Origin of the sequence: uncultured Campylobacter sp. (genome assembly GCF_937973075.1) — a bacterium.
Taxonomy (GTDB): domain Bacteria; phylum Campylobacterota; class Campylobacteria; order Campylobacterales; family Campylobacteraceae; genus Campylobacter_B.
In genome coordinates this window covers 144,681-161,111 of record NZ_CALBWL010000065.1, presented here as the reverse complement: position 1 = coordinate 161,111, position 16,431 = coordinate 144,681, and the positions used below count along the sequence as shown (strand labels likewise).

Sequence of the window (16,431 nt, the reverse complement as noted above, 5' to 3'; positions counted from 1 at the left end):
AGGATTTCTTATATGAGATTATACATTGCTCTAAAAAAGCTTTACGATTCGAAAAAGCCCATAAGCGAAAAGAATGATCCAAATATTGCAAAAGATAAGATGAAAAGCATGGCAACGTATTTTACGAACTATCGCTTAAATATTTCATCTATTAGCCGTTTAGAAGGTTTACTTGGTAGCTCTGCTGCCTTTGCTATGAATAAGTGCTATCGAACAGAGAAGAATAAACATCTTTTTGTCCGTCACGGCAAGAACGGAGTCATATACTTCTACGGCGAAAATAGTAAAGAACACGCTCGTAGCCAAGAGCCTAAGGATAGAGCTTATCGCAGCAAGGAAACTACCGAGTTGTTCCCGATCGTAGTTTTAGTATTGGACGTAGATTATCACGAAGGAGAGACAAAGCCTCTTAGCGATCAGCAAATGCATGACAAGCTAAAGGCTATGAATATAAACCACATCATCTGTCGCACGTCTGATCCAAATAACCAATATGCTTATCGTATCTTTATCGAAACTCTGCCGATAGAACAAACCGCCGAAAATTTAAAAGCGATCTATGCAGTAGCTAATGAAAAGTTAGGAATAAACTCTGACTTAGCCGTAACCGATAAGGCAAGAATGTTTTTCTGCTATGCAAGCTCTCGATCTTCTTTAAAATCTTTTTATGATGGAAAGGCTTTCGAAATTACGAGCGATGAAATTTCAAAAAAGCAAAGCGAGCTTAAAACTTTGTCCGTTAAAATTTTATCCACTCAAAACGATGAGCCTAGAAAAAATTTTGTCGCAAAAGATTTTTCATCTCTAGACGATATTAAAATTTATCGTGAGCCGGAGGTGATAAGAAAAAATGATTGGGTAGATTTTTCAGCTCTTAAAAAATCAAAAACTCTCAACGACGAAAACAACATCAAAAAATTTTTGATCGAAAAGATGGACGCAATTTTTTCAGAGTCTCATGCTTTTAGTATCAGGGCTAACGATAAAAATCCAAGCGGACATTTTAAAAAAGTGAACGACCATTTTATTTTTACAGACTTCGGCGAAACTCAAAACGGTAATGACCTTTTAGAATTTTATAGTGCGCATAAAGGATTAAGTTTGCTCCAAGCTTCTAAAGAAATCTGTGATTATTTTTGGAAACGAAAATGGATCGGCGGAGAATATGACGATAATATAGAGGGATTAGAATGAAAGAAATTTATATAGTGCACAGAACGGTGAAAGATAGCATTGGTCAGACCAACGCTATTTTTCACCTAGGTCCTGCCGACGGCCTGTAGTGCTATCGTAGGTATAAAATCAAGTGCTATCGCACGATAAAATTTATAAAGAAAGGAATAAAAGATGCAAGATCCAATTCAAAAACCAAAACGAATTCGTGATATTTCGTATGTTGAAATACCCAAAGACAAAATGAATGCTTTCAAAAACGAACTATACCCGAATGAGAAATTAAGTAACAAAGATTTTATGCTTCGTCTGATCCAAAATGAGCTAATGAATAGATCGCCCGAAGAATTTCCGCCGATGAATTTTGCCGAAAATAAACGACACGGTATAATGATTTTACTCTACGATTGTGAGCTTAAAGCGATTATTGATAGAGGTTTTATACCTAGAGAATTCATCTCGAACGCATTTCGCAGTGTGCTTTATGGCAGCAATTATGTAACGTCAAAGTATTATATCGACATAGCTAAAATCTCTCAAAAATTTAAAAAACTTTATGTGCAGCTACGAGATTTAATACAGCTCTTTTTAACTTCTAGCGATTTAAATCAAACCGAAAAGGAAAATCTGATCGAATATACATACAAAGTAGAAGAGCAAATTCTTAGTTATGTCAATAGTCCAAAACTAAAAGATTTTTTTGAGCCCTTGCATGTAACTAGGAAATTTACAAGTCAAGATCATTCAAAGCGCAAACCAAAGAATAAAAAATGAAACCGCAGCCAAAAAAAGTTTGGGATAATAAATCACGATCGTATGTAGATGCCGAAGATCCGTTTGCGCCTTTAATCAATATTCCAACCGGGATAAAGCATCATCCAAAACCAGCTATGCCTAACGAAGCGAAATATCAGCCAAAGCGCAAATTTAAATTAGCTCCGGTGCCAAAATCTACCAAAGCGCCGAAACCTTCCAAAGCATCTAAGCTTTATGACGATAAGAAAAAAGGGCATTATAGCAGCGGTGGATCTAAACCGTCAAATCAGTTAATAATGAAAAAGTGCAGCATACATCATTCGCAAGCTCAAATCATTAGATCCGCACAATACATCGCAGGGCTATCGAACGATAAAAATGACGATGTTATATTAACGCATTATGCTCCGGGCTTTTCCGATATTGAACATTCAGATCCTGATGGAAAGCGCGTTATGATTAATGATTTTATATCAGGTTTTGAAAAAAACTCAAAGCGCGCTCAAACTATGCATCTGATTTTTCATATTAAAGCTGAATGCAAAGATCCGCGTAAAGCTACCGAAGCGCTTGTAGAATCATGGAAGCAAACGGTAGAGAAGTGTAGGCATTCATGGATGATCGATGATGAATGCCTAATCGCTCAACACCCCGAACAAAGAAAAGGACCCAATGGCGAACGCAACTTCCCACATATACACGTGCTTTGTCGTTATCAGGATCTTAACCGCACTAAAATGTATGAATTGCGTGAAGAGATGACGCTATTAATGAGAATGCGCGGTTATGAGCTAGATGATCCGAAGCGCTTTGATAAAACTTTATATCCGGAGCACGAAAAGCCTGACCGCCTTATGACGATCGAAGAGATCATCAGACGCGAAAGCGATGGCAAAGTGGATCAAATCAAACTACGCTCGTCCAATGGTAAACCAAGCAGAGTAAGGGGTATTGATCTCGATCGTATATGTAATGATAATAATCTCTGTATAGGCGATAAAATTTTGCTGAAAACCGAGAAGGAAAACCTACCCAATGGAAAACATAAAAACCATTTCTTGCTGTCTCAACTTGAACGTGCTAAAAAGATTGTAGAGGAAAAGGTTGAAGAATTAAAAGTCGTAGAAGAAAAAGTCGATAAAGAAAAGGTCGTTATCAAAAAGAAAAAGCCTGAAAAACCAAGCGGTAGAGAAGGATACGTCCGCGATCTTTGGGAAGATTTTAAAAATGGATTCCGATCGCTATTCTCTCAAAAGCAACCTACTCAAACAAAAGCCGAGCAAGAAGCATCGCAATCGACGCAAAAACCTACACCACAGCCTATTGCGCCTAAACCAGCTGCACCGAAGAAATCTACATCCAAGCAATCTCGTATAGAGAAGGAGCGCGAAGGACGGTGGAATCGTAATTTTAAAAAACCCTATATGATCTTTGTAAAATATAGTGAGAAATTAAATAGAACTAACGAAAAGCTCGAATTCGAAACATACGAAGAAGCTCGTGAGTGGCTTCTTATGAAATGTAAGAGACCGCTCAATAAGTTATTAGATAAAGAAGAATATAGCGATAAATTCGATACGTATATACAAGAGCTCCCCAATACAGGTGGTATGTTAGAATTTTCGGCTATGCTTTTTAATAAAGAAGAATACATTAAAACGGGCCGGGCGATGAAGCAAAAGAAAGGCGAAAATTTTGAAATGGATAAGCAAAAAATGATAGATAAGGCATATGAAAGGGTTCAAAAGAAGATCGCAGAAATATCTCCATCGCTACAGAAAAATCTACCTTCTCAAAACAAATCAAAAAATTTAGGCTCTCAAGATATATGAAATCGCGGTATATAGATCTTCGGCAGAATACGCTCGATATCTATCAGTGTAACTGATCATACCGGTAGGAGCGAGCGTCGCTGCGCTCCGCTCGGGGGAACGAAAGATCGATTAAATTCTTTTCTTTCTCGGATTGTGATATTCCCCCAGCGCAAGCGATAGCGCAGCACTGCCCCTAACGGTAAATGAGCTTTCGTAAATTCGAACGTTATTTCAACTATGACTAATTAAGCTAAAAAGTCTTTTACATGAAGCAGTTCTTCTCCGTTGTGAACGCATGTAAAATTGTCTTTTCTAGCGCTTCTTATTAGGTCTTGGGTGTAGGAATCTAATTGGTAGAAGCCGTAGTTATAGTCATTTGCGTCGGAAGCTTCTTTTTTATTTGAGCTGTTTGATGTTTTATTCATAATTAGATCTATTGGAGCTTTAATTATACCAAATATTGCTCCAATTAAAAAGCCTATTGTAATTCCTATTGTAAATAGTATAGCATATATAGTCTTTTTTATTATCCATAAGATTGCTTTTCCTGCTAGTTTAAATAAAGGCGCTGTTAGTCCACAAAATATTGCGAACACTGCTTCTATTAAGCACCATATGCACACTATCATTGTTATTATAAAAAACATTATTTATCCTTTCTATGAAATAATACAAAATCACTTTCAGATATGATTTTTAATACGCCGGCACTTTTAAAGCCGCCGAAATCATATACACAGTTATCTATTAGCTTAGGCGAATCAGTAATAACTGCATAATTTGGATAGATTTGCTCTATGCAACTAGTATCGTTGCTTTGTAGATATAGCGATAGATCCTTTGCTATGCTAAAGGCGAAGGGAGTCTTGCCTACTCCGCCTTTTTTATTTAGAATTGAGATAATCATGAGCGTGTCCTTTTGTTGTTTTAGTTTTTTACTTTTTTAATGATACTGATTGTTATTAATAATAACTAATACGACAACTATATCCATTAGCTGTCATTTTTTCAATAAGAACTGGTTTTTTCAATTTTATAATTTGATTTGGGTTTCTTGGATCATATTCGGGTCCAAAATATGGGTTTTCATATCGATAGTGGTTTTGTGGTTCTAAAATTATTTTCATGCTTGAATTCATGACATTTAATTCTGCATCTTCTATTCCAGCTAGGAAACCCCATTTTAATGGTGGAAGAGATGTTGCTTTATATTGAACACCTACAAGTGCCGTATTGCAAAAATGTTCTAAGTCTTTTGCGGTTTTAAAATTTTTTACTTCTGTTTTTGAATTTGTTGATTTATTAGCTGTTCCGCTCGGTGCAGTAATAGAATCAATAGTTCCTGTTACGCTATTTAACGCATCGTCTAAAGCACAACCCGTAAAAGTTAAAGCTAAAATTGTAGTTAAAGCCATAGTTGATAGTTTCATTTTATATCCTTTGTTTTTGAAATTAATTTATTTGAAAAAAATGTTTGAAAACCTTTGATTTTTAGATTTAGTTTTTAATATCTTTCATATTTTTTTCTAAATTTATCTAATGGTTCTTCCGGACGATTTTTTTCTAACAAATACACTTTATCTTTTATTCTCTCTATATCTACATTATAAACGGAATAATGATCGTATCGTCCAGGTATGTATTCCTTTTTTATTCTATCTGATACCTGGAAAAGAGATTGTGAAATCGCGATAGCTATAGCGATTGCGAAAAGGCTAAGTAGTGTTGATTTATTAGCCAAAGAGCTTTTTTTCTTTTTTTCACTTGTAATTATTCCTTTTTTTACTGCAAATTCTGCGCAAAGATAGCAAAGAATAAATACAGCCGCTGCCGCTATTAAAGAAAAATAAAAAATGTGATCGTCTGTTGCCATTACCACAATCCTCGTCCATATAAAAAATGCGATAGCGCATATTACAAAGTTAAGAGCCGCAACGGCTAAAACATAGTATTTCCTTAGTTTTTCCATGATTTTCCCTTTCTTGATTAGATTGACAAGTAGTCGTTTTTTTCAAAATTCTCGTGGATAAAAAGACTAATCCATAAGTATTTTAATAGGCATATATCGCCGACTTTTTTCGTCATTTTGACGATTTTCCCACCATTTTTAAAGATTACTATCTGCATAACTCATATGCACTCCTTTGAAAAATTTCTTGGAATATTAATCACGTATGACTTAACTTAAAACAAAGAAACAATTCCTTTGTAAAAGTTAAAAGTCGGGAATTATTCCTTTGTTGAATAGATAGTAAATTTTCTTGAAAATTCCCATTTAAAAGGTAAAAAATGAGACATAACTTATCACAAAGAGATATAGCGGGAATTTTAAAAATCGATACAAAAACGCTTTATAATTGGCGTAAGAATAAACCCGAGCTTTATCGTATCGTAATGCTCGGGTTTAAATTTGACGAGCTGTTAAAGCAGGCGCAAAAGAATTTAGACGAGCTTCAAGACCTTGCGGAAGGGAATGCCGATTTACGCTTAAAATGATTTTGTTTATTTCAGGCGCAGCCCGCATATTTGAATGATTCGGGATGGAATAGAGTGGGGTCTTTATTCCAACGCGGAGATTGATATCAAAATAGCGGCGTTATAGAATTTAAATAATCCCCATACCATTGCATAAGCGTTGCAATCTGTTCTATGGTAGCCTTTTTACGCTCGTATGATCTTTTTACTTCGTTTGGCTCTACGTGTGCTAAAGCGCTTTCTATGGCTTCTTCTGTTACGCCCAAGCCGTATAGCTCCGCCTTATGCGTAGAGCAAATGGTGCGGAAGGTGGCTCTAAAGCCGTGAGAAGTAGCTCTATCCTTATACTTACCCTTACCGCCTAAATTTCTTATAGCCTTGCTTAGGCTGTCTCTATGCAAATGACCTGCCGCATTGGTGGATGGAAAGACGAATTTATTATTTCTGCTAAATAGCTGCTGTTCTTTTAAAATCTCTTTGGCATATGAGCTTAGAGGTATTTGATGAGGGGTCCTAGACTTCATTTCAACCGCCCTTATAGTCCAAATCCCTTTTTCTAAGTCTATATCATCCCACTTAGCGCTTGCGGTATTGCCAGGACGATTGACGCAAAGGATTTGCAGATATATGGCTCGCTTAGTAGCCAGCTCTAACTTATCATCCATTTTTAGATCGTCAAGAAATTCCTTTATATCCATTTCTTCTGTTAAGGCGGGGTATTCGGTATTGATCTCATGGTTTTTATTATGTTTATGGGAGGTAGGAAATTCTTTGTGTAACATAGCGCAAGGATTGCGTCCGATATATTCATCATCTATGGCTATATCGAAAACCGCACCACAATAATATATTAAGCGATGAATGGTCTCTAATCTACTTTCTTTGTTGTTTGGATTAAAAATCGCATTAAGAACTTCTAAAAGCTCACTTCTTTTTATAGTTTTAACGTCTCTATCACCGAATTCGGGTAGGATATAAGTAGAAACCATACTAATGATTTTGGCGATATAGCCTTCACTATCTCCGCTTCTAAGTTTCTGTTCTATAAGCTTATTAAATAGGCTTTTAAATTTATACTTATCTGACTTGCCTAAGATTACGTCTAGCTCCTTGCCTTGTGCTAGTTGAGCTAAAAGAGCGTTGGCATCCCTGCGTGCTTCTGCTACGGAGTAGATACCCGGGCGAAATTCCTTTAGACTGACTATCTTATCGCCTGCTAAACGCAAGAAAAAGGTTTTTGTGCCGCTAGGATGAACGAAAAGATAAAGCTCTTTTGGCGATCCGACGGCTACTTTGTATCTTTTATCCTTTGCCTTAAGGTTTCTAATATCCTTATCGGAAAGATGCACCTTAGATATATTTGCCATAATACTCTCCTAAAATGGGAAAGTCCCTTAATGGGGAAAGAGCCCCTGAATTAGTCCCTCATTTTTTCAGAAGTAATTATACTACAAACAAAAACAAAAGGAGAGAAAAATAATCGAAATATAAGATAAGCACCTATATACGGGAATTGAATAGAAGTAAAAAGAAGTGATTGAAACTTAAAGATAGCTTAAATGGTGGTCCCGATTGGACTCGAACCAACGACTTCCACCATGTCAAGGTGACACTCTACCAACTGAGTTACGGGGCCAAAAAAGAAACGGCAGTATATCAAAAAAATCTCTCAATAGCAAGCAAATTTTAATTTTTCGTAAAATTCCGCCAAAATTTTATCATCTTATCCTTGCCGAAATTCTATACAAGATTTCGCCGTGACGCAAAATCCCGTCGAAATTCTACGTAAAATTTCACGACCTTTCCAAAATCCGCGTAAAATTTAGTGGGCGAACTTGCGGCGCAGCGTAAATTTACGCCAGATATGGCGCGATTTTGGTGCGTTCCGCTTGGATGTCGCTAAATTTTGCAGCTCCTTGCGCGAACCGTGCATCTCGTTTATTCGCCCCATCCCGCTTCGTTTCGCCCGCTTGCCTCGCTCCGCCTCATCTCGTTTCATCTACTCGCCTTGCCTCGCTTCGCCTTGCGCACGCTAAGACGTCCAAATTTTCTCATTCAGCTTTAGAATTTTGACGATTTGCAGCATCGCGTCCAGATCCGCTTTGATATCATTTGCGATGCGGGCATTGAGTATCGGCTGATCCAGGCTCGGCTCGAAACTATCGGCACCTCGAGCTATCGCGATGTAAATTTTATTTTGCTTAAAGCTCAGCGAGATATTCGATTTTACGAGCTGTTTAAGAGATAAAATTTTCTCCATCAGCGCGGGCGTCAGAACATACATAACCGTCATTGCGTCGTTTGCATAAATCGTAAAATTTTGATTGAAGTCCGCGTTATCTATTGGGATTTCGCGACCACCCAGTAGCTTGTACCGCAACTCAGACGGCGGCAGTGTCGTATTCGAGAAGACAAAAACGTCGGAGCAGATTTTTTTATTAAAATTTGCCACGAAAAAGGGTCCTTCGAAAAATGTGGCGTAATTATTTTTAAAAATAAATGGAATTCCCGTACCGATATCCTTTTCCAGCCTTATGTCGCAAAACATAAAATCCACTCCGTCCGCGCTTGCGTAAACCAGCTCGTCCGCGCGAAATCTATCAAATCCGTCAAATATCTCGCTCTGCCTCACCTCTTTTTCCTGAAAAAGTGCGCCCATTTTATACGAAAAGCCCAGGCTCTCGATATAGGGCTTGAGATAAAGCTCTTTGTATCGCATCAAAAACCGCTCGGTTTTACGCTCAAAAATCCACTCGTAAAATTTGTCCCGCATGCCGATTATTGCTAAAATAGACGTGACCAAAAGAAATAAACTCTCTACGCCGAGATCGAGTTTTGGAAAATTAAGAAAGATGATTATCAATGCGAGTGCAAGCATCGGACCGAAAACCGCAAACGCTACGAGGTAACTTAAAATTTTCCAAAGCTTGCGACTTTTCTTAAGTCGCTTGCGCTGCTTTTCTAACTCTATGACGGTTTTAATATCCACACCCAACCTCTATTTATTAAATTTAATGGCGCAACCTTACAGCGCGGCATAAATCTGCGCCCGATACGGCGCAATAGGCACACGCTGTTTTAGAGCCGCTAAATTTTAGGTTGCTTGCGCGAGCCGTGCGCAGTGAAATTTGCCGCCAAGCTCAAGCGCAACATATAAAAATCTCGCGATCGGAAAGCTTATTATTTCAGCAGTTCGTTTGCATACGCTCGCACGCTCGCATCCACCGCTACAAGCGCGTCCGCGTCCGTCACGCTAGGCGAGTTAAATTTCTCCGCGCACTTTAGCACGACGCGCGCAATGTCGGTGAAGCGGCACCGCTGCTGCAAAAACGCATTTACGCCCGCTTCGTTTGCGGCGTTGATGACGACGCCGAGATCGGGGTTCGCTAACAGCGCGTCTTTGAGGGTAAAAATTTGAAATTTCATCTCGTCGATCGGTTTAAGCTCTATCGGTCGCAGCGAGCACAGATCCACGGGCGCGGTGATCTGCTCCCGTACGTCGCCGCTAAACATCGCGTGCGCGATGGCTAGGCGCATATCGGCCCTACTAATATGCGCCGTCGTAGAGCCGTCTGCGAATTCGACTAGCGCGTGGATCTGCGAGGTGCGCTCGATAAGCGCATCAATCTCGCGCGTGCCGTAGAGCCAAAACGCCTCGATCACCTCAAAGAGCTTATTCGCCATCGTGGCGCTGTCGATCGTGATCTTTGCGCCCATCTTCCAGTTGGGGTGCTTGAGGGCGTTTTGTGGCGTGAGCGAGCCCAGCTGCGTTAGCGGCACGTCGTAAAACGCGCCGCCGCTAGCCGTGATGATTAGGCGCGAAACGGGGATTTTGGCATTGCTAAGCAAAAATTTCAGCCCGAAATGCTCGCTGTCGATCGGGTAAATTTTATCCGTTTGCAGAAATTTCCCACCGACGACGAGGCTTTCCTTGTTGGCGAGGCATAACCTCTTTCCGAGCTCTTGGGTTTTTAGGCTCGGCATCATGCCCGCAAAGCCTACGAGAGCGTTTACCACAGTCGTGCTTTTGCACTCCGCAAGCATCTGCAAAATTCCATCCGCGCCGCAAAACACTCGCTCGTGATCTACCTCGCTTTTTTGCTGCGCGTCCGCGATACAGACGAGCTTTGGGTGAAATTTTGCGATCTGTTCGTTTAAAAGCTTGATATTGCGCCCGCAGCTAAGCGCTTCGATCATACTGCCGCTGCGCGCGGCTACGTCTAGGGTGTTTGTACCGATAGAGCCCGTGGAGCCTAAAACTACCATGAATAGACTATCGCCATCGCGATTGCGCCGAACATATAGCCGTCGATGCGGTCTAAGATCCCGCCGTGTCCGGGAAAGAGCGCGCCGCTATCTTTAAGACCCGCCGCGCGTTTTAGGTAGCTCTCAAACAAATCGCCGAATACACCAAAAATTGCTATGATGATGGTCTTTCCTAAAATTTCAAGCGGCGGCATATTGGTAAAGATGCGCGCATAAATGAGGCTAACTATAAGCGCGAGCGCAAGACCGCCTAGCACGCCTTCTACGGTTTTATTCGGCGAACTAGCGCTTAGCGGAGTTTTGCCAAAGGCTCTACCGATAAAATATGCGCCGCTATCGCTAGCTACGATAATAAAGATCAGCCAAACGAAGTGAAAAACTTCCCCGAAATCATCGTAAGCCGCCCACATAAAAAATATCGGCGCAACGGGATAGATGAAAGGAAGCGTGATCTTTAGGCTAGGGCCTTTGGTAAAGGCTACGACAGAGGCGACGCATAGGATCATCAGGATGCTAACTTTTAGCGCTGAGACGAAGGGTTCGTCGGTCTGCGTAAATGGTAGCAGCGCAAAAAACGCGATCGCCAGCGCGAGCCACTTTTTGCTAGTTTCTTCCAGACCCCATAACTTGAGGCTTTCAAAAAATGCAAGCACGAGTATCAGCGCAAATACGGCGAAATTTAGCCACCTGGCGTTTATTAGAATTAGAGCCAAAAATACGGCTAGTAAAATGCTTGCCGTGATTATTCTTTGCTTCATAGAATTTCCTTAGAATTTATTTTGAGCAATTATACTGCAAGCTCGCTTATTACGGCTTTAAAACGCTGATTGTTTTAAAATTTACGTAGTTTACGAAAGCGCCTTCGTTGATTTTGACATTTTGACGTTTGGTGTAATCGACGAGATATTTTCCGCTGCCACTTGCGCTGAAGCTCACGCAAATTTTAGCGGCGAATTCGATCACCTCTTCGCTTAGACTTTGTTTATGTGTCTTTACGATGACGTGTGCGCTTGGAATGTCCTTAAGATGAAACCAATAGTCGGATTTGGAGCTATTTTTTAGTAAGAACTCATTGCCTTTTTCGTTTTTACCGACGCTGATTTTAAAATCCCCGAGATAAAAGTTCGCTACATATTCGCTATTTTTTTCCTTGCTTTTTTGCCTAATTTGCGTGCGCTTAGGCATTAGAATTTCGATCTCGTGTGCGTCCTGTGCGGCAAGGACGAGCGATTTTAAATTCTCATAAAACGCGAGTTTCTCCTTTAAATTTTGCTCTTCGATATGGATATTAGCAGCCTTTTGGCGCATACGCTTTGCCTCAGAGTAAAGCTCGCCCAAAGTGGCGCTTGCAGGTTTTTGCAGCTTAAATTCTACCGCTTCGGTGTCTCCTTCTTGCAGCGTAAATTCTCGCGCGCTGGTTGGAATTTTATAGATATTTTCTTTTAGCAAGGCAGCTTTCGCGCCTAAAAGCTCGGCGCTTCGCAGTAGTTCGGCGCTGCTTTGCAAAGAGCCTAAAGCCTCACGCACCGAGTCTAGCTTTTTATTTAGCGCCGTGATTTTTGCGGATTTGAGCGAGTTTAAGCGATCCGCATTTAGCGCGTTAAATTCCGCGCGAAAAAATGCTCTAAAGTCCGAAATTTCTGGCACGGGGGCTTCTTTAATATTTGCAGGCGGCAGATGGCGGAGTTTTCTTCCTACCTTAATCTGTCTAAATTCCGTCTCGAAGTGCCGCAGCGCCTCTAAAATCACATCGTTTTCATCGGTGATTATTACGTTGGTAAATCGCCCGGTAAATTCGAAGTAGATATTTGAGCTTTGGGTTTTGTAGCTTGCGTTTTGGCTCACGCTAAGGCATAAAATTCTATTATTTTCTGGCACGCTAACGGAGGTGATGCGCGATTTTACAAAGCGCTTGGCAAGTAGCACGTCAAAGGGCGCCGCGTAAACCTTGCCTTCGGTAAAAGCGTCATTTTCATGGATATTGCAGCCCGATTTATTCATATCAAAAAACAGCGTCTCGTTGCCGTCAAAGCAGACTTTAAAAAGGTTATCTCCTACGCGTTTAATGTGCGAAAGGAAGCGTTTGGCGCGTAGATACTCGCAAATTTGAATTAAGTTTTGATACTTCATACGCGTTAAAATTTCTCTTTGTGGATTTTGCTTAAATTTAGCTTCTGCAGATCGTGCGGGCTCGGGCTGCGCTGCGGCACGCCGAGAGCCAGTATCGCTTCTGCTTTGAAATTTGGCGGAAAGTCCAGCGTCTCGCGTAAAAACTCCTCGCAGCTGCGTCCATCCGCAGCGGTGCGCAGCCTTACCTGCACCCAGCAGCTGCCGAGATTTAGCGCGCTTGCGGCAAGGTGCATGTAGCCTAGCGCTACCGAGCAGTCCTCGATCCAGACATCCTGCTTCCGCTCATCTGCGATCACGACGATAGCGGCCGCGGCCTGTTTTAGCATATCCGCTCCGCTGCTGCGACATCCGCTTAGCCGCTCAAGCATCCGTTTGTCGCGCACGAGGATGAACTCCCACGGGCGGAGCGCACGCCCCGACGGCGCAAGCATGCCCGCTTTTAAAATTTTATCCAGCGCCTCGTCCTCAAGCGGCTTAGGCGCGTATTTTCTTACGCTTCTGCGGTTTGCAAAAATATCTAAAATTTCCATCGTCTCGCTCCTTGCGGCTCAATTATACATAAAATTGCAAAAATTTATGATTTTTTAGCTAAAATCGCGCAAATTTAACCGATATGAAGGAGATTTTATGAAGCAGACGATCACGGAGAAAATTTTTAGCGAGCACGTGGGCGAGGCGGTTTTTGCGGGACAGATCATCGAAAGCGCCATTGATATGGTTATCGGCAACGACATCACGACGCCGATTTCGATCAAGCAGTTTGAGCTTAGCGGCGCAAAAAAGCTCGCCAATCCGGACGGCTTTGCGATCGTAATGGATCACTACATCCCTACGAAGGATATTTTAAGCGCAAACCAAGCTAAAATTTCACGCGAGTTTGCTTACAAGCACGATTTGAAAAACTATTTCGACGAAAAAGATATGGGTATCGAGCACGCGCTGATACCTGAAAAGGGGCTCGTAGTGCCCGGCGACGTCATCATCGGCGCGGACAGCCATACCTGTACCCACGGCGCGCTTGGGGCCTTTGCGACAGGTATGGGCAGCACCGATCTAGCTTTTGCGATGATAACGGGCAAGAATTGGTTTAAAGTACCGCCTACGATCAAAGTGATCTTTCGCGGCAAGCCCGCACCGCACATCTACGGCAAGGATCTGATCCTAGAAGTGATCCGCCTCATCGGCGTGGACGGCGCGCGCTACAAGGCTTTGGAGTTCTGCGGCGACGCGCTGGAGCATCTGGATATGGATAGCAGGTTTTCGCTTTGCAATATGGCGATCGAAGCGGGCGGCAAGAGCGGTATCGTCGCGGTCGATGAGATCACGAAGGAATTTTTGGCGGATAAAAGCTTGCGCGCCGAGCCGAAATTTCACTACTCCGACGAAGGCGCGAACTATGAGCAAATTTTACAGATCGACGTTAGCAAGCTTGATCCGGTGATTGCGTATCCGTTTCTGCCTAGCAACGGCAAGAGCGTGCGCGAGGCAGTGCGAGACGATATCGCCGTCGATCAGGTCTTTATCGGCAGCTGCACCAACGGCAGGCTCTCCGATCTGCGGATCGCCGCGCAAATTTTAAAAGGTCGCAAGGTCGCGCGCAAAACCCGCCTCATCATCACGCCTGCGACGCAAAAAATCGCTCTGGCCGCGCAAAAAGAGGGGCTGTGGGATATTTTCGTAGAAGCGGGCGCGGTCGTGAGCAACCCGACCTGCGGCGCGTGCTTGGGCGGCTATATGGGGATTTTGGGCGTGGGCGAGCGCTGCGTAAGCACGACTAATCGAAATTTCGTCGGTCGCATGGGCGATAGAACGAGCGAAGTATATCTCGCAAACTCTGCCGTCGCCGCAGCTAGCGCCGTCGCAGGCAAGATCGCCGATCCGAGGGATTTGTAAAGTAATGATTACTGTTTTACGATTATTTAATATAAAATTTGATAAATTTTATTAAGAAAGGTTTAATAATATGGAAAAAGAAATAGCTCCGAAGCTTAAATTTATAAAAGATTATTTAAAAATTAAAGAGGATAAGCGATTCGTAATACCGGAATACCAACGCGGATATTCATGGGACATTTTTCAATGCGATAGATTATGGCAAGATATCGAAACTTTTATAAACAACGAAAGTAAAGATCCATATTTTTTCGGCACTATAATCCTTGATTGTTCTAATTCCGATAAATTTGGTGAATATTCCTTGATCGATGGACAGCAGCGCACCACGACATTTTTACTGCTATTAAAAGCTATGCAATTACGATTGGGCGACATACTAAAAAATAATAAGAGTCGCGATGAGGATTCGGAGAAGTTAAGAAATTCTATAAAGCGGTATCATGATGATATTGTGCAAATCATGTTTAAAGCTGATGAAGATAAAAAATTTGACATATTAAAAGATTGGAGTATTACGGATAAGATTGTGCTTTTAGAAAATAGATCTATAAATGAACCATATAAAGACGAATTGATGTTAATACTAAAAGCTCAAAATTTTGAGGAGGCTGAAAATGTTTGCCATAAAATTCCAAAAAAACAAAAGAATAATAAATATACTAATTTTTTTCGGAATTTTAAGTATTTTTATGAAGAGAAGCTAGATAATTATGGGGATATGAAATTAAATAATTTCGTAAAGAAATTTTTATATGAATGCCAGGTAATTGAAATTAGTAGCTGGCAAGTAGAACAAGCTATTATGATGTTTAATTCACTAAATTCTACCGGTATGCCACTTTCCGATGCCGATATTATATCGGCTCAGTTGTATTCAAATTCGGGTAATGATAAAAATAAATTTAATGAACTCTGGAAAGATATTATTTCATTCGCACTAAAGTTAGAGTTATATAAGATTGTAAACATAGACGATATTTTGCGGCAATTTATGTATATAAATCGTGCAAAGAATCAAGAATATACAAAAAACGGATATGTAGATGTCACTACTCCCGGCCTAAGAGCATACTATACGACTATAAGAAGTGAACTTCTAAATAAACCTTTAGAACTTTGCAATAATTTTTATAAAATAATACAGATATGGGAAAAAGTAAAAGACTATCCTGCTGTAAAATTATTGCTAAAATTTAATGAAAATTCCAAATTATTTTTTATTTCCTATTTATACAGATATAATTTAGACAATATATCGGAAGATAGTATAGTAGATATCGTAGAGTGTTTATTACGACTATTTGCTCTACTGGAGCTAGTGGATGCAGGATACTCAAGTACAAATTTTAAAACTTTTTTGTTTGGCGAAAATATTAAGTTAGTAGATGCTAATTGCTCTTGTGAAGAAATTGTAACAGACTTTAATGAACATATTAATGCAAAATGGGATGAAGACGATATTAAGCAAATTTTATTAGAATATAACAGAAATACTTTAGTATTTTTAAATGAATATTTGTATTCTAAAGAACGAGATAAAAAATTTGATTTTTTCGAAAGCACAAATATAGAGCATATAATGCCTGCAAGTGGTCGCAATATAAATACTATAAGAGAAAATGCGCATATAGAAAATATTGATGAATTCTACGATGTCGTTAATAGGCTTGGAAATAAAATTCTTCTAGAAGAAGATATAAATAAATCAATTGGGAACGATTGGTTTCAAACAAAGAAGCAAAAATCAATAAAGAATAAATCAGGTTATAAAGATAGTAATTATGCTATAGCGAATGATTTGATTAATTATCCAAAAAACTCATGGGTAAAAGAAGATATTCTAAGGGCTACGGAAAAAGCTGCAGATAGAATAATAAAATTTATTTTTCATAAGTAGTACCATATTTTAGGCCTTGAGAGA

At 40.5% G+C, this 16,431-nt stretch carries 16 protein-coding genes, 1 tRNA gene and 1 pseudogene; 6 read left to right on the top strand and 12 right to left on the bottom strand.

Annotated features, from left to right (window positions below):
- Positions 1 to 12: 12 nt before the first annotated feature.
- From Q0274_RS09330 to Q0274_RS09320, 3 genes are all read left to right on the top strand, one after another.
- The gene (locus Q0274_RS09330; protein WP_298029165.1) at positions 13 to 1,194 is read left to right on the top strand and encodes a hypothetical protein; all 1,182 of its coding nucleotides are present in this window, start codon (positions 13 to 15) and stop codon (positions 1,192 to 1,194) included.
- Positions 1,195 to 1,347: 153 nt separating this feature from the next.
- The gene (locus tag Q0274_RS09325) at positions 1,348 to 1,947 is read left to right on the top strand and encodes a hypothetical protein (protein ID WP_298029164.1); all 600 of its coding nucleotides are present in this window, start codon (positions 1,348 to 1,350) and stop codon (positions 1,945 to 1,947) included.
- Positions 1,944 to 3,761: a hypothetical protein gene (locus Q0274_RS09320; protein WP_298029163.1), complete on the top strand. Its 1,818-nt coding sequence runs from the start codon at positions 1,944 to 1,946 to the stop codon at positions 3,759 to 3,761. Before Q0274_RS09325 ends, Q0274_RS09320 begins: the two co-directional genes overlap by 4 nt.
- A gap of 227 nt (positions 3,762 to 3,988) precedes the next feature.
- Here Q0274_RS09320 and Q0274_RS09315 read toward each other — a convergent pair whose 3' ends face one another.
- The 4 genes and pseudogenes from Q0274_RS09315 to Q0274_RS09300 all read right to left on the bottom strand — a co-directional run bounded on the left by Q0274_RS09315 (position 3,989) and on the right by Q0274_RS09300 (position 5,712).
- The gene (locus tag Q0274_RS09315; protein ID WP_298029161.1) at positions 3,989 to 4,390 is read right to left on the bottom strand and encodes a hypothetical protein; all 402 of its coding nucleotides are present in this window, start codon (positions 4,388 to 4,390) and stop codon (positions 3,989 to 3,991) included.
- Between the two features lie 20 nt (positions 4,391 to 4,410).
- Positions 4,411 to 4,650 (bottom strand): annotated as a pseudogene (locus Q0274_RS09310) (hypothetical protein); the annotation flags it as partial.
- A gap of 55 nt (positions 4,651 to 4,705) precedes the next feature.
- Complete coding sequence (locus Q0274_RS09305) at positions 4,706 to 5,173, bottom strand: hypothetical protein (RefSeq protein WP_298029159.1); 468 nt, start codon at positions 5,171 to 5,173, stop codon at positions 4,706 to 4,708.
- 74 nt (positions 5,174 to 5,247) lie between these two features.
- On the bottom strand, positions 5,248 to 5,712 hold the full coding sequence (locus tag Q0274_RS09300) for a hypothetical protein (protein ID WP_298029157.1): 465 nt from the start codon (positions 5,710 to 5,712) through the stop codon (positions 5,248 to 5,250).
- Positions 5,713 to 6,032: 320 nt separating this feature from the next.
- Here Q0274_RS09300 and Q0274_RS09295 point away from each other — a divergent pair, with 320 nt between their 5' ends.
- Positions 6,033 to 6,239 (top strand): transcriptional regulator, encoded by a 207-nt coding sequence (locus tag Q0274_RS09295; protein WP_297962191.1) that lies wholly within the window; start codon positions 6,033 to 6,035, stop codon positions 6,237 to 6,239.
- An 86-nt stretch (positions 6,240 to 6,325) separates the two neighbouring features.
- Here Q0274_RS09295 and Q0274_RS09290 read toward each other — a convergent pair whose 3' ends face one another.
- The 8 genes from Q0274_RS09290 to Q0274_RS09255 form a co-directional block, all read right to left on the bottom strand.
- Complete coding sequence (locus tag Q0274_RS09290; protein WP_298029155.1) at positions 6,326 to 7,585, bottom strand: site-specific integrase; 1,260 nt, start codon at positions 7,583 to 7,585, stop codon at positions 6,326 to 6,328.
- A gap of 193 nt (positions 7,586 to 7,778) precedes the next feature.
- Positions 7,779 to 7,854: transfer RNA gene (locus Q0274_RS09285), tRNA-Val, on the bottom strand.
- A gap of 186 nt (positions 7,855 to 8,040) precedes the next feature.
- Positions 8,041 to 8,217 (bottom strand): hypothetical protein, encoded by a 177-nt coding sequence (locus Q0274_RS09280; protein ID WP_298029153.1) that lies wholly within the window; start codon positions 8,215 to 8,217, stop codon positions 8,041 to 8,043.
- 33 nt (positions 8,218 to 8,250) lie between these two features.
- Positions 8,251 to 9,207: a DUF3137 domain-containing protein gene (locus Q0274_RS09275; protein ID WP_298029152.1), complete on the bottom strand. Its 957-nt coding sequence runs from the start codon at positions 9,205 to 9,207 to the stop codon at positions 8,251 to 8,253.
- Positions 9,208 to 9,398: 191 nt separating this feature from the next.
- Positions 9,399 to 10,484, bottom strand: coding sequence for a 1-deoxy-D-xylulose-5-phosphate reductoisomerase (gene dxr, locus Q0274_RS09270; RefSeq protein WP_298029151.1), 1,086 nt, complete (start codon positions 10,482 to 10,484; stop codon positions 9,399 to 9,401).
- Positions 10,478 to 11,242 carry a phosphatidate cytidylyltransferase gene (locus Q0274_RS09265; protein WP_005872778.1) on the bottom strand — a complete coding sequence of 255 codons (765 nt, stop codon included), beginning with the start codon at positions 11,240 to 11,242 and terminating at the stop codon, positions 10,478 to 10,480. The genes dxr and Q0274_RS09265 overlap by 7 nt, the downstream gene beginning before the upstream one ends.
- A gap of 49 nt (positions 11,243 to 11,291) precedes the next feature.
- Positions 11,292 to 12,614, bottom strand: coding sequence for an NFACT RNA binding domain-containing protein (locus Q0274_RS09260; protein ID WP_298029150.1), 1,323 nt, complete (start codon positions 12,612 to 12,614; stop codon positions 11,292 to 11,294).
- Between the two features lie 5 nt (positions 12,615 to 12,619).
- Positions 12,620 to 13,144: a nitroreductase family protein gene (locus tag Q0274_RS09255; RefSeq protein WP_298029148.1), complete on the bottom strand. Its 525-nt coding sequence runs from the start codon at positions 13,142 to 13,144 to the stop codon at positions 12,620 to 12,622.
- A 97-nt stretch (positions 13,145 to 13,241) separates the two neighbouring features.
- Between Q0274_RS09255 and Q0274_RS09250 the strand changes: the two genes are divergently transcribed.
- On the top strand, positions 13,242 to 14,507 hold the full coding sequence (locus Q0274_RS09250; protein WP_298029146.1) for a 3-isopropylmalate dehydratase large subunit: 1,266 nt from the start codon (positions 13,242 to 13,244) through the stop codon (positions 14,505 to 14,507).
- A 70-nt stretch (positions 14,508 to 14,577) separates the two neighbouring features.
- Entirely contained in the window at positions 14,578 to 16,407 is a 1,830-nt protein-coding gene (locus tag Q0274_RS09245) for a DUF262 domain-containing protein (RefSeq protein ID WP_298029144.1), read from the top strand.
- The last annotated feature ends 24 nt before the right edge of the window (positions 16,408 to 16,431 follow it).

Bases quoted from the DNA above. Each gene is read 5' to 3' on its own strand.
- Q0274_RS09330 (WP_298029165.1), top strand. From the start codon at position 13: ATGAGATTATACATTGCTCTAAAAAAGCTTTACGATTCGAAAAAGCCC.
- Q0274_RS09325 (WP_298029164.1), top strand. From the start codon at position 1,348: ATGCAAGATCCAATTCAAAAACCAAAACGAATTCGTGATATTTCGTAT.
- Q0274_RS09320 (WP_298029163.1), top strand. From the start codon at position 1,944: ATGAAACCGCAGCCAAAAAAAGTTTGGGATAATAAATCACGATCGTAT.
- Q0274_RS09315 (WP_298029161.1), bottom strand. From the start codon at position 4,390: ATGTTTTTTATAATAACAATGATAGTGTGCATATGGTGCTTAATAGAA.
- Q0274_RS09305 (WP_298029159.1), bottom strand. From the start codon at position 5,173: ATGAAACTATCAACTATGGCTTTAACTACAATTTTAGCTTTAACTTTT.
- Q0274_RS09300 (WP_298029157.1), bottom strand. From the start codon at position 5,712: ATGGAAAAACTAAGGAAATACTATGTTTTAGCCGTTGCGGCTCTTAAC.
- Q0274_RS09295 (WP_297962191.1), top strand. From the start codon at position 6,033: ATGAGACATAACTTATCACAAAGAGATATAGCGGGAATTTTAAAAATC.
- Q0274_RS09290 (WP_298029155.1), bottom strand. From the start codon at position 7,585: ATGGCAAATATATCTAAGGTGCATCTTTCCGATAAGGATATTAGAAAC.
- Q0274_RS09280 (WP_298029153.1), bottom strand. From the start codon at position 8,217: ATGAAACGAGATGAGGCGGAGCGAGGCAAGCGGGCGAAACGAAGCGGG.
- dxr (WP_298029151.1), bottom strand. From the start codon at position 10,484: ATGGTAGTTTTAGGCTCCACGGGCTCTATCGGTACAAACACCCTAGAC.
- Q0274_RS09265 (WP_005872778.1), bottom strand. From the start codon at position 11,242: ATGAAGCAAAGAATAATCACGGCAAGCATTTTACTAGCCGTATTTTTG.
- Q0274_RS09260 (WP_298029150.1), bottom strand. From the start codon at position 12,614: ATGAAGTATCAAAACTTAATTCAAATTTGCGAGTATCTACGCGCCAAA.
- Q0274_RS09255 (WP_298029148.1), bottom strand. From the start codon at position 13,144: ATGGAAATTTTAGATATTTTTGCAAACCGCAGAAGCGTAAGAAAATAC.
- Q0274_RS09250 (WP_298029146.1), top strand. From the start codon at position 13,242: ATGAAGCAGACGATCACGGAGAAAATTTTTAGCGAGCACGTGGGCGAG.
- Q0274_RS09245 (WP_298029144.1), top strand. From the start codon at position 14,578: ATGGAAAAAGAAATAGCTCCGAAGCTTAAATTTATAAAAGATTATTTA.